The following is a 15,931-nucleotide window of genomic DNA, read 5'->3' as shown; positions in this document are numbered from 1 at the left end:
AGCCCTCACCGATCACACTCCCCGAACACGACGTCGATCGCGCCCAGAATGGCGGTCGCGTCGGGCAGCATGTGGCCCTTGGACATGAACTCCATCGCCTGAAGGTGCGAGAACGCCGTAGGGCGGATCTTGCAGCGATACGGCTTGTTGGTGCCGTCGCTGACGAGATAGACGCCGAATTCACCCTTGGGGCTTTCGGTCGCGACGTAGACCTCGCCCGCTGGCACGTGGAAGCCTTCGGTGTAGAGCTTGAAGTGGTGGATCAGGCTTTCCATCGACTGCTTCATCTCGCCGCGCTTGGGCGGGGAAACCTTGCCGTCGGTGCTGGCAATCGGCCCCTGCGGCATATCGCGCAGGCACTGCTTGATGATCTTGGCGCTCTCGTAGACTTCCTTCACGCGCACCATGAACCGGTCATAGCAGTCCGAATTGGTGCCGACCGGAATGTCGAACTCCATCCGGTCATAGACATCATAGGGCTGGCTCTTGCGCAGGTCCCACGGAATGCCTGCCGCGCGGATCATCGGGCCGGAAAAGCCCCACGCCACCGCATCATCACGGCTGACAACGGCAATATCGACATTGCGCTGCTTGAAGATGCGGTTGTCGACCACGAGGCTCATCGCGTCTTCGAACAGCTGGAAGAAGCGGTTGTCGAGCCAGTCGCCGATATCGACCAGCAGCTTTTCCGGCACGTCCTGATGCACGCCGCCGGGACGGAACCAAGCGCTGTGCATGCGTGCGCCCGACGCGCGCTCGAAGAAGTTGAGGCAATCCTCGCGCAGTTCGAACACCCACAGGTTGGGCGTCATCGCGCCCACGTCCATCACATGCGCGCCGATATTGAGCATGTGGTTGCAGATGCGGGTCAGCTCGGCGAACATCACGCGCAGATATTGTGCGCGCAGCGGCACCTCGATGTTGAGCAGCTTCTCGATCGCGAGCACCCACGAATGCTCCATGCACAGCGGGGAGCAGTAATCGAGCCGGTCGAAATAGGGCAGCGCCTGCAGGTAGGTCTTCTGCTCGATCAGCTTTTCGGTGCCGCGATGCAGCAGGCCGACATGCGGATCGATCCGTTCGATCACTTCGCCGTCCAGCTCCATCACCATCCGCAGCACGCCGTGCGCGGCCGGGTGCTGGGGGCCGAAATTGATCGTGTAATTGGAGATCACCTCGCCGGTGGTGGTGAGCGATTCTTCGCGTTGCATGCTCATCGTCCGCCCTCCTTCGAGGTGTCCTCGGGCGCGGGGGGCGCTTTCTTGTCGGTGTCCTTGAGATCGGGCGAGCCGGGCGACACAGGCTTGGCGGCCCTTTCGTCAGCCTTGGGTCCGGCGCCGGTCTGCTTGGTGTTCTCGGTGGTTTTCACCTCGTCCACACGCGGTTCTCCACGCGATTTCTCGTCGCCCGGCAGCACGTAATCCGCGCCTTCCCAAGGGCTAAGGAAATCGAAGCTGCGCATTTCCTGTGCCAGTTCGACCGGTTCATACACCACCCGCTTTTCCTCCTCGGAATAGCGCAGTTCGGTGTAGCCCGTCATCGGGAAGTCCTTGCGGAAAGGATGCCCTTCGAAGCCGTAATCGGTGAGGATGCGGCGCAGATCGGGATTGCCCGCAAAAGTGACACCGTACATGTCGAACACCTCGCGTTCGAGCCAGCCCGCGTTGGGCCACAGCGTCGTGACGGTCGGCACCGGCGTGTTCTCGTCCGCCGAACACTTCACCATCACGCGGTGGTTCTTGGTCAGGCTTTGCAGCATGTACACGACTTCGAACCGTTCGGCCCGGTCGGGGTAATCGACACCTGCGATTTCCATCAACTGCTGATAGGCATGATCATCTCGCAACGTTTGCAGCACGCGGGCAATGTCGTCGCGCCAGACGCGGAACGACACCTCGCCATGCGCTTCGGCAGCGTCGATCAGCCACACGCTGATGCTTTCGCTGATTGCGTCGATCACGCCTTCGTTCGAAGCGTACTTCGGGGCGGAATGGAGGACGGCCATGAGCTTCGCCTTATCTCTCGATCGTGCCGACGCGGCGGATTTTCCGCTGCAACTGCATGACGCCGTAAAGCAGCGCCTCTGCGGTCGGCGGGCAGCCGGGAACATAGATGTCGACCGGCACGATCCGGTCGCAGCCGCGCACCACCGAATAGCTGTAATGGTAATAGCCGCCGCCATTGGCGCAGCTACCCATGCTGATCACATATTTGGGGTCCGACATCTGGTCGTAGACCTTGCGCAGCGCCGGAGCCATCTTGTTGCACAGCGTGCCCGCAACGATCATCACGTCCGACTGGCGCGGGGAAGCGCGCGGGGCGACGCCGAAACGTTCCATATCGTAACGCGGCATGTTGACGTGGATCATCTCGACCGCGCAGCACGCCAACCCGAAGGTCATCCACCACAGGCTGCCGGTGCGCGCCCACTGAAACAGATCCTCGGTCGAGGTGACAAGGAAGCCCTTGTCGTTGACCTCGCTCTGGAGCGAGTTGAAGAAATCCGCATCGGGCAGTCCGGTGGGCGCGTTCGCATCACGTGCGACCGCAGGGTCCTGCAGGCGGCTGCCATGCAGCGCAGGATTGACCGAAAGCTTTCCGGCAACGGCGGGGATGGTGTCCTTGGTACTCATTCCCAATCCAACGCCCCTTTCTTCCATTCATAGGCAAGCCCGACGGCGAGGATGAACAGGAACACCATCATCCCGCCCCATCCGACCCAACCCGTCTGCCCGAGGCTGACCGCCCAGGGAAACAGGAACGCGGCTTCGAGATCGAATACGATGAAGCTGATCGCCACGAGGTAGAACCGCACGTCAAACTGGCTGCGGGCATCCTCGAACGCGGGGAAGCCGCATTCATACTCGCTCAGCTTGTCGGCCGTCGGATTATGCGCGCCCGTCAGCCGCGACACCGCCATCGGCGCGACCACGAAAAGGATCGACAACCCGAAGGCGATGAGAATGAATAACAGTATCGGCAGATACTGGCTGAGATCGATCACGGCGATGTCCAAGCTGTTAATCCCGAGGTCGCCCTAAGCCTCTCGCGCGCACCGCGCAAGCCCGCGACTCGGGCAAAAGCCCTTAGCGGCGTTGCACGAAATCGAACAGTTCTTGCGGGCGAGCGCGAAAATCCGCGCGCGCCCTACTTCATCATGCGGGCCGTGGCCTTCTCAATGGCCGATCCATAGGGCGGCTTCAAACCGCCGAGTTTGGCGATGTCGATCTTCGGCTGGTGATAGACGGCGCGGGCATGGCTGAATTCGCGGAAACCCTCGATCGCGTGATAAGAACCCATGCCGGATGGGCCGACCCCGCCGAACGGCAGGTCCTCCATCGACACATGGAACACCACATCGTTGGTTGTCACTCCGCCCGAAATTGTGCGGGTGAGCACGCGCTCCTGCTCGCCCTTGTCCTCGCCGAAATAGTAGAGGCCGAGCGGACGGTCGTGTTCGTTGATATAATCCACCGCCTGATCGACCGCCTTGTAGGTCATCACCGGCAGCACCGGGCCGAAGATTTCCTCCTGCATCGCGGCCATCGTTTCGTCGACGTTCCTGAGGATGGTGAGCGGCATCTTGCGCTGGTTGGCGTTGGAGAAGTCCTCGCCAGCTGGGTTGACCTCGATCACCTCGGCGCCCTTGCCCCGCGCATCTTCGACCAGACCCTGCAACCGTTCGAAATGGCGGTCGGACACGATTGAGGCATAATCGTCGTTGTCGAGCAGGCGCGGGTACATCGCGCTCGCGCCATCAACGACCCCGGCAATGGCCTCGTCCTGCTTGTCTTCTGGCACGATTATGTAATCGGGCGCGAGGCAGATCTGGCCGGCGTTCATCATCTTGCCGATCGCGATCCGCTCTCCGGCACGCGCAAAATCGGCGCTCCGGCCCATGATGACCGGCGATTTGCCGCCCAGTTCCAGCGTGACCGGCACCAGGTTTTCCGCTGCCGCCTGCATTACCCGCCGACCGGTCGCGGTCGAGCCGGTGAAAACGAGGTGATCGAACGGCAGCGAGGAAAACGCCGCCGCGACCTCCGGTCCGCCGGTGATAACCGCGACTTCCTCGGACGTGAAATATTCCGCTGTCAGCTGCGCCATCAGCTCGCTGGTACGCTCGGTGAATTCGGACGGCTTGATCATCGCCCTGTTACCCGCCGCCAGCACCTGCATCAGCGGGCCGAACGCCAGTTGCAGCGGGAAATTCCAGGGGGATAGAATGCCGATCACGCCCTTGGGTTCATACCGCACTTCGGCCCTGGCACCGAGCAGGCCGAGCGGGAACTGCACTTTCCGCTTTTCGGTCTTCGCCCACTTGTCGACGTTCTTCAGCGCATCATTGCCTGCGCCCACGGTTGTGGCGATGTCGGTCAACATCGACTGCTGGATCGAACGATTGCCGAAATCGGCGCTCATCGCCTTGGCGAATTCCTCACCGTGATCCTTGACCAGCGCAATTGCCCGGCGGATGCGGTCCTTGCGCTGGGACATCGGCTCAGGGCGCGAGGCGGTGAAGGCGGCGCGTTGCCGGGCCAGCAACGCTTCGAGTTCTTCGCGGCGATCGTCAGCCATGTCGTTCTCCCATTCGGACATTGATGCGTTTTGATTTGCGACGCATCTTCGCCCAAACCGCCGGTCGGTGCAAGCTAGGCGCCGAAACCGATTAATGTGTCAGACCATCGGATAACCCGATTGCCCACCCAGTTGATTGCCAATACCGCAACGCAGCATTAGAGCCTGCCCCAGATATTCCATCCTGATGCAAGGATTTTGCCATGACCCAGCTTTCCCCCGCCGATCCGATTGTGATCCTCTCCTACGCCCGCACCCCGATGGGCGCGATGCAGGGCGCTCTGGCGGACGTTTCCGCAACCGATCTCGGCGCTGTCGCGGTCAAGGCCGCTGTCGACCGCGCCGGGGTGTCAGGCGAAGAAATCGACCGCGCTTATATCGGCTGCGTGCTGCCCGCCGGGCTAGGTCAGGCCCCGGCACGGCAGGCGGCGATCAAGGCCGGTCTGCCGCTTTCGGTGCAGGCCACCACCGTTAACAAGGTGTGCGGATCGGGAATGCAGACCGTCATCATGGGCGCAGAAGCGCTCGCTAGCGGCACCATCGACATCGTGGTGGCCGGCGGGATGGAGAGCATGACCAATGCGCCCTACCTGCTGAAAAAGCACCGTTCCGGCGCGCGGCTCGGCCATGATACCGCGTACGACCATATGTTCCTCGACGGGCTGGAAGACGCCTACGAATCCGGCCGCGCGATGGGCACCTTCGCGCAGGACACCGCCAACGAGTACCAGATGACCCGCGAGGACATGGACGATTACGCGATCGAATCGCTCGCTCGTGCGAACAAGGCGATTGCCAGCGGCGCATTTGCGGGCGAAGTCGTGCCGGTGACCGTCATCACCCGCGCTGGCGAAGTCACGGTCGAACATGACGAAGCGCCGGGCAAGGGCCGCCCGGACAAGATCCCGCAATTGAAGCCCGCCTTCGCCAAGGACGGCACGATCACAGCGGCGACCTCCAGCTCGATTTCGGATGGTGCCGCTGCGCTGGTGCTGACGCGCGACAGCGTGGCAAAGGCGAAGGGGCTGACACCTGTCGCCCGGCTGATCGCCACCGCCGCCCATGCCCAGGCCCCGGCCAAGTTCACCACCGCGCCGATCCCCGCCATCCAGAAAGTGCTGGAGCGGGCAGGCTGGAGCGTGGACGATGTCGACCTGTTTGAAGTGAACGAGGCTTTTGCCTGCGTAGCGATGTTCGCGATGCGCGACCTCGGCATTTCGCACGACAAGATCAACGTCAACGGCGGGGGTACCGCGCTCGGCCACCCGATCGGTGCAAGCGGATCGCGCATCATCGTGACCTTGCTCAACGCGCTCAAGACCCACGGCAAGACTCGCGGCATCGCGGCGCTGTGCATCGGCGGCGGTGAGGCCACCGCGGTCGCGGTCGAACTGGTGTGACATGGTGGCGCGCAAGGCTCTTCTCGCGCTGATGCTGCTGCTTGCGGCCGGGACAACGGCGAGGTGTGAACCTTCGCCGCAACCCGACCCGGTAGAGCCGCCGGAACTTCCAGCCGATTGAGCGCTAAACGAAAAGCCTGCCGGGCGGCTATTCGTCGCCCGGCAGAGTTTCTATTCCCCACAGCCGCTCGGCATTGACCCAGCCATTGCGTCCAGCGACATCGATCTCGCACCAGCCTTCGCGGCAGCCGCCGAGCCTTCCGACCACGCCCGGTTCGGCCCGCCAACGCAAAGCGGAACTTGCAGCAGGCGCGGCGCGGATGTCGGCTAGTCCCTGTCCAACGACCATAGTGCCGCGATCGGGATCGAGCTGGCTGCGGGCGATCCAGCCCTTGATCCCTTCGGGATCCTCGACGAACCGCCACCCTTCGCGCACGCGCACCACTTTAACCGGCAGCCCCTTGCGCTTGTAGATCCATTCGATCGGATATTCCTCGCTCGGGCCGACGCGCATGCGCACCTCGTCATAGCGAAGGCTTGCCCAGTAGGGCACTTCGCGATCCTGCGCGCTGGCCGGATCGCACACGATCACGAACCCCAGAAGCAGGCACAGGCCGAGCACGGCAAAAACGCGAAGTCCCATCATTGCCCTCCGCGATAGCCGGACTGGGACGCGGTTTTCAAGCACACCTTGATGCAAATCCGGCAGCATCACACCTTGACCGCGTGGGGCCAGTGGCATTAGCCGATAGCCATGCCCGACAGCCGCACCCCGCTCGCCCGCACTCCCCTTGAGCGTCCCCGCGTGATCGTCACGCGCCATCTGGTGCCCGAGGTCGAGGCACGGATGCGCGAATTGTTCGACGTGGAACTGAACGAATCCGACATCCCCCTCACCCGCGATCAGCTGTCCGCCGCAATGCGGAATTGCGATGTGCTGGTGCCGACCGTGACGGACAGGATTGACGCCGATCTAATCGCGGGCACGGGCGCGCGGCTGGGCCTGATCGCCAATTTCGGCGCGGGAACGGAACATATCGATCTGGCCGCAGCCGCTGCGCGCAAGATCCTCGTCACCAATACGCCTGGCGTGTTCACCGATGACACTGCCGACCTGGCGATGGCGATGATAATCGGCGTGCCGCGCCGGATTCGTGAAGGCACACAGCTGGTGCGGCGCGGCGAGTGGACCGGTTGGACGCCGTCAGGCCTGCTCGGGCGCAAGCTGGCGGGCAAGGTTCTGGGCATTATCGGCATGGGCCGGATCGGTCAGGCGGTCGCCCACCGCGCCCGCGCCTTCGGGCTGGAGATCGCTTACACCAACCGCAAAGCCCTGCCCGACTCGGTCGAGCGGATGCTGGGCGTACGTTACGTCGGCGATGTCGATACGCTGATGGGCGAGGCTGATATCCTCACCCTGCATTGCCCGCTGACCGAGGAAACCCGGCACCTGATCGACGCGCGGCGGATCGCGTTGATGAAGCTGGGCGGCAGCATCATCAACACCGCGCGCGGCGAGTTGATCGATCAGGACGCGCTGATCGCGGCGCTGGAATCGGGTCATCTCGCGGGCGCGGGGCTGGACGTTTACCCGGACGAGCCGAACGTCGACCGCCGCTTGATCGAACACCCCAATGTGATGACCCTCCCCCACATCGGCAGCGCCACGGCCGAGGGCCGCGAGGATTCGGGTCACAAAGTGATCGCCAATATCCGCATGTGGGCCGATGGGCACCGGCCGCCCGATCAGGTGCTGACGGCGCTGGTGCGGGGCTGACCTCGCACCGCCCAGTCACGCTTACTCCAAAACCTTTTCGTAGAAGATATTGAACCCGGTTGCGGCATAGTCGCCGAACGGGCCGCGTCTGGTAAAACCATGCCGCCGATAGAGCGCGTTCGCGGGCGCGTAAGCCTCACTGTTCCCTGTTTCGAGCACGATCTTTGTATAGCCGCGACGGCGCGCCTCGGCCTCGATATGGACGAGAATGGCGGCGCCGATTCCTCGCCGCAACGCGCCGTCGGCGGTGCGCATTGACTTGACCTCACCTGTCCGGTCCGGAAGCGTCATCAAGGCACCGATACCGAGCAATCGGGAGCCTTCACGCAGTTCGAAAAGCGTGATCTCAGGTCGCTGCAAGCCCGCCAAATCCAAGGCGAAAGAGGTGCCCGGCGGCGACGCATCGTAAGCGCGCCGCTGATGAAGGACGATCAGCTCGCAAACATCCGCATCGTCGAAATCGGCAATGCGGATGTCCAACCTCAATTCCCCGTCAAAATCCGCTCGACCAATTCGCCAACACTCGGCGTGTAGCCGTTGGAGTAGAACGGGTCCTGCTTGAACCGGTAAGCCGAATGGCCCGCGAAGGCCAGGTTGTTATCCGGATCATCGCCGTGGGCGATGTCCTGCAAGGTCTTTTGGATACAGAAGCTGCGCGGGTCGGCGAGGCGGCCGGTGGTGTAATCGTCGTGGTCTTTCCAGCTCGAAAAGCCGCAATGCGAAAGGCACCCCATGCATTCCTGCTGATCGGTGCGGATCGTGTCGCGCGATTCCGGGGTGACGAAGATGATCGTGCCGTCGGGGGTTTTCAGCGGCTCGGTATGACCGGCGCGCATCCACATTTCGGCGCGGGCCTTGTCTTCGGGCATGACCCAGAAGCTGCGGGCCTTGCCTTCCTCGCCCAATTGCACCGTGCCTTCTTCCTCGCCGCGCTTGAAAAACGGGATTTGGCGTTCGGACCGGTGCATCAGGTCATACAGGAACGGGGTCTTGACCGCGCTCGAATAGAAACCCGTGGGCGAGAACTTGTGGAGCAGCACGTCGCCCGGTTCGACCGTGCGCAGCATATCCTTCCAAATCTGCGGAATCGGGCTTTCGCGGGTAAGCAAGGGCCGCGTGCCGAACTGGAAGGCGATCTTGCCGAGTTCGGGATTGTCGATCCAGTTCTCCCATTCGCGCAGGTACCACACCCCGCCCGCCATCACGATCGGCACGTCATCGCTGACGCCCTCGGCGCGCATCATGTCGCGCAGGGTTTTGACGCGCGGGTACGGGTCTTCGGGCTTGGTCGGGTCTTCGGCGTTGGACAGGCCATTGTGACCGCCCGCCAGCCACGGGTCTTCATAGACTACCGCCGCCATCAGATCGGGCACCTTGTGATAGGAACGCTTCCACAATGCGCGGAAGGCGCGGCCCGAACTGATGATGGGAAGATAGGCAACGTCGAAGCGCGCCGCGATCTCCGCCAGCTTGTACGGCATCCCCGCGCCGCAGGTGACACCCGCCACCATGCCGCGTGTATTCTCCAGCACGCCTTCGAGCACGGCCTGCGCCCCGCCCATTTCCCACAGCACGTTGATGTTGATCGCGCCCTTGCCGCCGGAAATCTCGTAGGCCTGCTTTACCTGCGTGGTTGCGCCGTCGATGGCGTAGCGGATCAGCTCCTGGTGCCGTTCCTCACGGGTCTTGCCGTGATAGATTTGCGGGATCGGGTTTCCATCCGCGTCATAGCTGTCGGCATTGACTGCGCTGACCGTGCCGATACCGCCCGCAGCCGCCCATGCGCCGGAACTGGCGTGATTGGTCGCCGATACACCTTTGCCGCCTTCGACCAGCGGCCACACTTCACGCCCGCCATAAACGATCGGGCTAAGTCCCTTGAACAATGAAAACTCCCCTTCGCGCCTCTCTGACGCGCATTACATGGTGGTGACATAGTGTCGTGCGGCGCTGCCCGCAACGTCTGGCGGCGGGTTTACTCCTGCCCCGTGCTGCAGGGCCGGATCGCCTCTGGCCGGGTGCGCGCCTTACCGCGCTGAAACCTGGCGAAATAGCCCTTGATGTCGGGCCGTTCGAGATATTCGACCAGCACATAGCCGACCGCTTCAAATTCGCAGAACAATAGCGTGTGCGGCAAGCCGTGGCGGCCCACCGGGCTATCGCTTTCGACCACGATGATTTGTCCGTCGGCATTCAGCGCAGGCCACATCCGCCACAGGAACGCGTATGGGTCGGTCACTTCGTGGTACATATGGACAAGGAAAATGCGGTCGAAACTGTCGGAAGGCAGCTGCGGATCGTCAGGCTTGCCCAGCTTGATCGAGATGTTTTCGAGCCGTTCGCGCTCGACCCGGCGGCCGAGCCGTTCCAGTGCCTCGCGGCTGATGTCCTGCGCCAGCACGCGCCCATCCTCGCCGACGCGCTCCGCCAGACGGACGGTGTAATAGCCCTCACCTGCACCGATGTCGGCCACGGTCATGCCGGGGCGGATATCGGCGAGATCCATCACCACCTGCGCCTCGTTGCGTTCGTCGCGGGCGTCTTCATCCGCGAACTGGTAGGAAACCACCTCGACCACCGGGCGATCGGGCTCGGGAAAGTCGATCGCGCCATCGGTTGGGTCCGCCATGATCGGCACGATCCGGTCGCATCCGACAAGCGCCAGCGCGCCTGCGACCAGCAGGCCCGATGCGCGCGCCGTAGCCTGCCAGCGGGAAGCGCGCACGATTACTCCACGTCCTCGATCTCGACTGTCTCGCCCGTCACCCGCTGCGCCAGAGCGGCCGAAATGAACGGATCAATCGAGCCGTCGAGCACTGCGTCGGGCGAGGTCGAAACGACGCCGGTGCGCAGATCCTTGACCATCTGATAAGGTTGCAACACGTAGGAGCGGATCTGGTGGCCCCATCCGATGTCGCTCTTGGCCGAATGTTCGGCGCTGGCGGCCTCCTCGCGGGAACGCATTTCGGCCTCGTAAAGCCGCGCTTTCAGCATGTTCATCGCGATATCGCGGTTCTTGTGCTGGCTGCGATCCTGCTGGCTGGCGACCACGATGCCGCTCGGCTGGTGGGTGATGCGCACCGCGGAATCGGTGGTGTTGACGTGCTGCCCGCCCGCGCCTGACGCGCGGTAGGTGTCGATCTTCAGATCGGCGGGGTTGATGTCGATCTCGAACGTGTCGTCGATCACCGGGAACACCCACACGCTGGAAAAGCTGGTGTGGCGCCGGGCCGAACTGTCGTAGGGGCTGATTCGCACGAGGCGGTGGACGCCGCTTTCGGTCTTGGCATAGCCATAGGCGTTGTCGCCCTTGATGAGCAGTGTGGCGGACTTGATCCCCGCCTGATCTCCCGCCTGATACTCGACCGTTTCGACCTTGAACCCGCGCTGCTCCGCCCAGCGGGCATACATCCGCAGCAGCATTTCCGCCCAGTCCTGGCTTTCGGTGCCGCCCGCGCCGGCGTGGATTTCGAGATAGGTGTCGTTGCCGTCGACCTCTCCCGACAGCAGCGCCTGCACCTTGTCGGCATCGGCGCGGTCGGCCAGCGAGGCGAGCGTGGCCATGCCATCGTCGATAATCGCGTCTTCGCCCTCGGCCTCGCCCATTTCGATGAATTCGACCGCGTCGCGCATCTCGGCGGAGATCTCGTTTACCGTGTTGACGGCGGTTTCCAGCGTCTTCTGTTCGCGGCTGATCGCCTGCGCCTGCTTGGGATTATCCCACAGGGTCGGATCCTGCACCCGCGCATTGAGTTCGTCGAGCCGCCGCAGCGCACGCTCCCAGTCGAGCGACTGGCGCACCAACACCAGCGCCGCTTCGATCCGGTTGATATAAGCCTGGGCCTCGGCCCGCATGATCGATCCTTAAAGTGATGCCAGATTTGCGCCTTGCGCTTAACGCGGGCAGCGCGATTGTAAAGCGGCGGAAGCGGCGTGTAGCCTGCCTACTTCCCGAGCGCCCGCACCGCTGCGAGCGTCTTTTCCACATGCCCGCGATAATCGCTGTTCGAATGCACCGCAGCGATCCGCCCGTCAGACGCGATGACATAGGACGTGCGGCTGGTCAGCCCCGATTTGCCGAGCGCCACGTCATAGGCTTCGGTTACCTTGCCGCCCGCCACGCCGACCGGAAATGCATCGCGGCATTCTTCGCGGCTGAAGCGTTTCAGTGTTTCGATGTCGTCGTTCGACATGCCGATCACGCTCGCACCCGCTGCCCTGAACTGCGGCATGGCGTCGGCAAAGGCATTGGCTTCGAGCGTGCAACCCTGCGTGAACGCCTTGGGATAGAAATACAGCACCACCGGCCCCTTCGCCAAAGCGGCGCTGAGCGAAAAGCCGAACTCCTTGCCGGCCAGCGCGGCGCGCGTGGTGAAGGCGGGCGCCTTTTCGCCCATGGGCAATTCGGCCGAGGCCGGGATGGCAAAACCGGCGGCAGCAAGTGCGGCGGCGGCGAGCAAGGTGAGCTGTCTGTTCATGAGCACATAACCTTCATTGCCGACGGCGGTTCCCCGTCCGCGGGAAGCAGGTGGGCATTAGTAGATTCCGCCCTGATCGATCACGAAATCGCGGCGGCTTTCAGGGCTATCGTTATCGACCACCGCGCCTGCGGCGCTCTCGCGACCGGCGCGAAGCAGCTGGAGGATTTCGTTGCGCCGCGCCGCAATTTCATCCTGCCGGGTGAAGCGCTCCGGCTCGGTATCGGGCTTGAAGGCTTCCCAGATGATCGCCGAGCGCGGGTCATCTGTCGGCCAGCCTTCGAATACCCGCTTGCCGGTTCGGCGATCGACCCGCACCATCCGCACGCCCTCGGGCGCGACGGGCGGCACGTCCGACCACTTGTCTCGGGTTTTTTCGATCATGCTCTTGATGATCGGTGCAGCGATCGTGCCGCCATAGGCATAACCGCCCATGTTGCGCGGCTGGTCGAAGCCGACGTAAGCCCCCGCCACCATCTGCTGCGTACCGCCGATGAACCACACGTCCTTCGGGCCGGTGGTGGTGCCGGTCTTGCCGAACAGCGGCAGCTTCAGCGGATTGAGCACTGTCGCGGTCCCACGGCTGACCGCGCCGCGCAGCATGTGCATCACCTGGAACGCGGTGCGCGCATCCATCGCCTGTTCGCCTTTCAGCCCGAAACGCGGCATCGGCTCGCCGTCCCATTCGGCCATACTGCAGCCGCGGCAATTGCGCGTATCTGCGCGCCACAGCACCTTGCCGCGGCGATCCTGTACATAATCGATAACTGTCGGCGGATTGAGCCGTCCGTGATTGGCCAGAGCGCCGTAAGCAGCGACCATCTTTGTCAGCGTGCTTTCGCCCGCTCCCAGTGCGGTCGAAGGATAGGGGTCGAAGTCGCCGATGCCGAGCTTCTCCACCGCCTTGACGACATTTGGCATTCCCGCCGTCATGCCGATCTGCACGGTCATGATATTCTGCGATTGCTCGAGCCCGTAACGCAGCGGGAATTGCCCCGCCCGCCCGCCGCGAATGCATTTTTCGCCGAGGTTGGCACCCTGATAATAGCAGTAGCGCGAATTATCGATCTGCGTTGAAGGCGTCATGCCGCTGTCGAGCCCGGTGGCATAGACGAACGGCTTGATCGTCGAACCCGGCTGCCGCATCGCCTGCGTCGCGCGGTTGAAATCGGACAAGCGGTTGTCGAACCCGCCCTGCATCGCCAACACCCGGCCATATTGCGCGTTTTGCACAACCAGCGCGCCCTGCGCTTCGGGGATGGTGCGAACCTGCCATGTGCTTCCGGCCGGATTGGCGGCGATCACGTCACCGGCCTTGAGGCGGTCGGGAAGGTTCGTCAGCGGCGCTTCGGTTCCGTCCGAAAAGCCGATCCGCGCCGAACTGCCGCTGCGGCTGGTGACGACGCCGATGCGCCAGTCCTTGTAACTGATGCCGAGCGGTGAGCTTTGCAGCTGGCTGGCCCAATTGCCGTCGCCCACGTCGATGGTGGCGATCGGCCCGGTCCAGGCCCGCCCGCCGTGATAGCGCAGCAGCCCTTCGCGCAAGGCATCGCGGGCGGCCAGCTGGATGTCCGTATCAAGCGATGTGCGCACCCATAGCCCGCCTGCATAGACGCTGTTCTGCCCGTCCTCGGCGGTTTCGCCGAATCGGTCGATCAGCTCGCGCCGGACTTCTTCGAGAAAATAGCCCGCATCGACGCTGCGTTCGCTGCGCTGCGTGATCAGCCCGAGCGGCTCGGCTGCGGCTGCGGCCTCCTGCGCGGCGGTGATAAAGCCGTTGTTCTCCATCTGGTCGAGGACAAAATTGCGCCGTGCGAGCGCGGCCTGCTCCTGACCTTTGCGGCCATAGCGTTCGGGCGCCTTGGGCAGAATCGCAAGAAACGCCATCTCGTGCAGGTCGAGATCGGCGACATCCTTGTCGAAATAGGCGCGTGCGGCCGCCTGCACCCCGAACGAACGCCGTCCAAGCGGGATTTCATTGAGATAAAGCTCGAGGATTTCCTGCTTGGTCAGCACCTGCTCGATCCGCCCGGCGAGGATCATTTCCTTCGCCTTGCGCGTCACCGAATACTCATCGCCCAGCAGCAGGTTCTTGGCGACCTGTTGGGTGATCGTAGATCCGCCCACCGCGCGCTCGCCCGATCCCATCTTGCTGGCATAGTCGAACACCGCGTTCGCGGTGCCGAAAAAGTCGATGCCGCCATGGGTGAAAAACGTCTTGTCCTCGGCCGACAGATAGGCCTCGATCAGCTGTTCGGGAAAATCGGCATATTGCAGTTGCACCCGCCGCTCACGCGCATAGGTGTGAACGATAGCGCCATCATTCCCGCGCACCACCGTCGGCAGCGGGGTTTCGTAGACCAGCAGCGCCTCGGCCTCGGGCAGATCGCTCGCCAGCCACACGAACACGGCGATCCATAGTACCAGCCCCAGTGCGCAGAGGCCCGCCGCGATCTTGAACAGGATGCTGCCGCGCCACTTTTCGCCGAACCACGCCAATGCCCCGCGGATATCGCGGTTGACGCGGTAGCGGGCGTAGGCACCGGTCGACAGGGTCTCCGATGCGGAAGAAGATAGCGGGGTCTGCTCAGTCATGGAAACCGCGCAAGTAGCACGCAGGTGGCCGACAATGCTAGCCGGTTTCGCCGTCCTGTTGCGGATCCCCGATATCGCTGCGGCGCGCGAAGTAGATCCGGATTGCCTGTGCCAGCACGGCCGCATATTGCGCCTGCCCTTCGGGCGTGGTCAGGCGCGCCCGGTCGAGCCTGTTGGTCACGAACCCGCTTTCGAACAAAACCGAAGGCACGTCGGGCGCGCGCAGCACGGCGAGCGCGGCGGAACGGCTCGGCTGGGGATGGAAGGCGAGCCGTTCGCCGCCTTCGCGCAGCACCAGACGGGAAAACTCTATCGCGTCCTCCTGCGTGCGCTGCTGCGACAATTCGACGAGAATGGCGCTCACCACCTCGCTTTGCCCCTCGATCGCAATACCGTTCAGCCGGTCGGCATCGTTTTCGCGGGCAGCAAACCGGGCGGCGGCCTCGCTCGACGCATCGGCGGACAAGGTGTAAATGCTCGCCCCGCTGACATCCTCGCGCGTCCCGGCGGAATCGGCGTGGATCGACACGAACAGGTCGGCGTCGAGCAGGCGGGCGATTTCCGGCCGATAGGACAGCGGCAGAATGCGGTCGTCAGCGCGTGTCAGGGCAATCCGCACACGGCCCGAACGCAGCAATTCCTCGCGCAGCGCCAGCGCCAGCGCCAGCGTTATGTCCTTTTCATGCACCTCACGCCCCTCGGCGTCCGTGCCGATCGCACCCGGATCACGTCCGCCATGCCCGGCATCGATCACCACCAGCGGCAGCGCGGAATCGTCCGGTCCGGCGATCTGCGGCAGATCGAGCGGCACGGTCTCGCCCTCCAGCATGAAGCGCTGCACATAATCGCGCCCCCAATGCGGCATCGGGATCGTCAGGCCCATAGCCACCGCGCCGCCCACCAGCAGTGCAGGCGACAGCAACACGATCAGCAACAGGGTACGTACACTCATGTCGCAACCGGCTTACGTTCTTGCCTCATGATAAAGCAATAGAGTTGCGGGCCTTGCCCCACAGTGCTAGCGTTGGTGCCAGAGTGGTTGCAATCCGGTGCCCCTGCACCCGAACGGCCCCCCTCTGATGCCGGGTTCACTTTTTGTTGTG

At 63.4% G+C, this 15,931-nt stretch carries 15 protein-coding genes; 2 read left to right on the top strand and 13 right to left on the bottom strand.

Going from position 1 to position 15,931, the window contains the following annotated elements:
* Nucleotides 1-5: 5 nt before the first annotated feature.
* The 5 genes from J3454_RS01515 to J3454_RS01495 all read right to left on the bottom strand — a co-directional run bounded on the left by J3454_RS01515 (nucleotide 6) and on the right by J3454_RS01495 (nucleotide 4,578).
* Nucleotides 6-1,217, bottom strand: coding sequence for an NADH-quinone oxidoreductase subunit D (locus tag J3454_RS01515; protein ID WP_349511993.1), 1,212 nt, complete (start codon nucleotides 1,215-1,217; stop codon nucleotides 6-8).
* The gene (locus J3454_RS01510; protein WP_349511992.1) at nucleotides 1,214-2,005 is read right to left on the bottom strand and encodes an NADH-quinone oxidoreductase subunit C; all 792 of its coding nucleotides are present in this window, start codon (nucleotides 2,003-2,005) and stop codon (nucleotides 1,214-1,216) included. The genes J3454_RS01515 and J3454_RS01510 overlap by 4 nt, the downstream gene beginning before the upstream one ends.
* A gap of 10 nt (nucleotides 2,006-2,015) precedes the next feature.
* On the bottom strand, nucleotides 2,016-2,633 hold the full coding sequence (locus tag J3454_RS01505; RefSeq protein ID WP_349511991.1) for a NuoB/complex I 20 kDa subunit family protein: 618 nt from the start codon (nucleotides 2,631-2,633) through the stop codon (nucleotides 2,016-2,018).
* A complete protein-coding gene (ndhC, locus tag J3454_RS01500) occupies nucleotides 2,630-3,004 on the bottom strand; it encodes an NADH-quinone oxidoreductase subunit A (RefSeq protein WP_296717084.1) in 375 nt (124 codons plus the stop codon). The genes J3454_RS01505 and ndhC overlap by 4 nt, the downstream gene beginning before the upstream one ends.
* Before the next feature lie 143 nt (nucleotides 3,005-3,147).
* Nucleotides 3,148-4,578: a coniferyl aldehyde dehydrogenase gene (locus J3454_RS01495; protein ID WP_349511990.1), complete on the bottom strand. Its 1,431-nt coding sequence runs from the start codon at nucleotides 4,576-4,578 to the stop codon at nucleotides 3,148-3,150.
* 203 nt (nucleotides 4,579-4,781) lie between these two features.
* Between J3454_RS01495 and J3454_RS01490 the strand changes: the two genes are divergently transcribed.
* Nucleotides 4,782-5,978 carry a thiolase family protein gene (locus J3454_RS01490; protein WP_349511989.1) on the top strand — a complete coding sequence of 399 codons (1,197 nt, stop codon included), beginning with the start codon at nucleotides 4,782-4,784 and terminating at the stop codon, nucleotides 5,976-5,978.
* A 148-nt stretch (nucleotides 5,979-6,126) separates the two neighbouring features.
* On the opposite strand, the gene J3454_RS01485 is transcribed toward J3454_RS01490, so the two are convergent.
* Nucleotides 6,127-6,624 carry an SH3 domain-containing protein gene (locus J3454_RS01485; protein WP_349511988.1) on the bottom strand — a complete coding sequence of 166 codons (498 nt, stop codon included), beginning with the start codon at nucleotides 6,622-6,624 and terminating at the stop codon, nucleotides 6,127-6,129.
* A gap of 108 nt (nucleotides 6,625-6,732) precedes the next feature.
* On the opposite strand from J3454_RS01485, the gene J3454_RS01480 reads away from it, so the two are divergent.
* Entirely contained in the window at nucleotides 6,733-7,755 is a 1,023-nt protein-coding gene (locus J3454_RS01480) for a 2-hydroxyacid dehydrogenase (protein WP_349511987.1), read from the top strand.
* 21 nt (nucleotides 7,756-7,776) lie between these two features.
* On the opposite strand, the gene J3454_RS01475 is transcribed toward J3454_RS01480, so the two are convergent.
* The 7 genes from J3454_RS01475 to J3454_RS01445 form a co-directional block, all read right to left on the bottom strand.
* Nucleotides 7,777-8,235 carry a GNAT family N-acetyltransferase gene (locus tag J3454_RS01475; protein WP_349511986.1) on the bottom strand — a complete coding sequence of 153 codons (459 nt, stop codon included), beginning with the start codon at nucleotides 8,233-8,235 and terminating at the stop codon, nucleotides 7,777-7,779.
* Nucleotides 8,236-8,237: 2 nt separating this feature from the next.
* The gene (locus J3454_RS01470; RefSeq protein ID WP_349511985.1) at nucleotides 8,238-9,641 is read right to left on the bottom strand and encodes an NAD(P)H-dependent flavin oxidoreductase; all 1,404 of its coding nucleotides are present in this window, start codon (nucleotides 9,639-9,641) and stop codon (nucleotides 8,238-8,240) included.
* Nucleotides 9,642-9,730: 89 nt separating this feature from the next.
* Nucleotides 9,731-10,384: a class I SAM-dependent methyltransferase gene (locus J3454_RS01465; RefSeq protein WP_349513120.1), complete on the bottom strand. Its 654-nt coding sequence runs from the start codon at nucleotides 10,382-10,384 to the stop codon at nucleotides 9,731-9,733.
* Between the two features lie 98 nt (nucleotides 10,385-10,482).
* Complete coding sequence (gene prfB, locus J3454_RS01460) at nucleotides 10,483-11,610, bottom strand: peptide chain release factor 2 (RefSeq protein ID WP_349511984.1); 1,128 nt, start codon at nucleotides 11,608-11,610, stop codon at nucleotides 10,483-10,485.
* An 89-nt stretch (nucleotides 11,611-11,699) separates the two neighbouring features.
* Nucleotides 11,700-12,233 carry a peroxiredoxin gene (locus J3454_RS01455; RefSeq protein WP_349511983.1) on the bottom strand — a complete coding sequence of 178 codons (534 nt, stop codon included), beginning with the start codon at nucleotides 12,231-12,233 and terminating at the stop codon, nucleotides 11,700-11,702.
* 57 nt (nucleotides 12,234-12,290) lie between these two features.
* Nucleotides 12,291-14,828: a penicillin-binding protein 1A gene (locus J3454_RS01450; protein WP_349511982.1), complete on the bottom strand. Its 2,538-nt coding sequence runs from the start codon at nucleotides 14,826-14,828 to the stop codon at nucleotides 12,291-12,293.
* Nucleotides 14,829-14,865: 37 nt separating this feature from the next.
* Entirely contained in the window at nucleotides 14,866-15,780 is a 915-nt protein-coding gene (locus J3454_RS01445; RefSeq protein WP_349511981.1) for an N-acetylmuramoyl-L-alanine amidase family protein, read from the bottom strand.
* Between the last annotated feature and the right edge of the window lie 151 nt (nucleotides 15,781-15,931).

Source organism: Erythrobacter sp. NFXS35 (assembly GCF_040148725.1).
GTDB lineage: Bacteria > Pseudomonadota > Alphaproteobacteria > Sphingomonadales > Sphingomonadaceae > Erythrobacter.
Note: the sequence above shows the minus strand (reverse complement) of the source record. Positions and strands in the feature narration are given on the sequence as shown.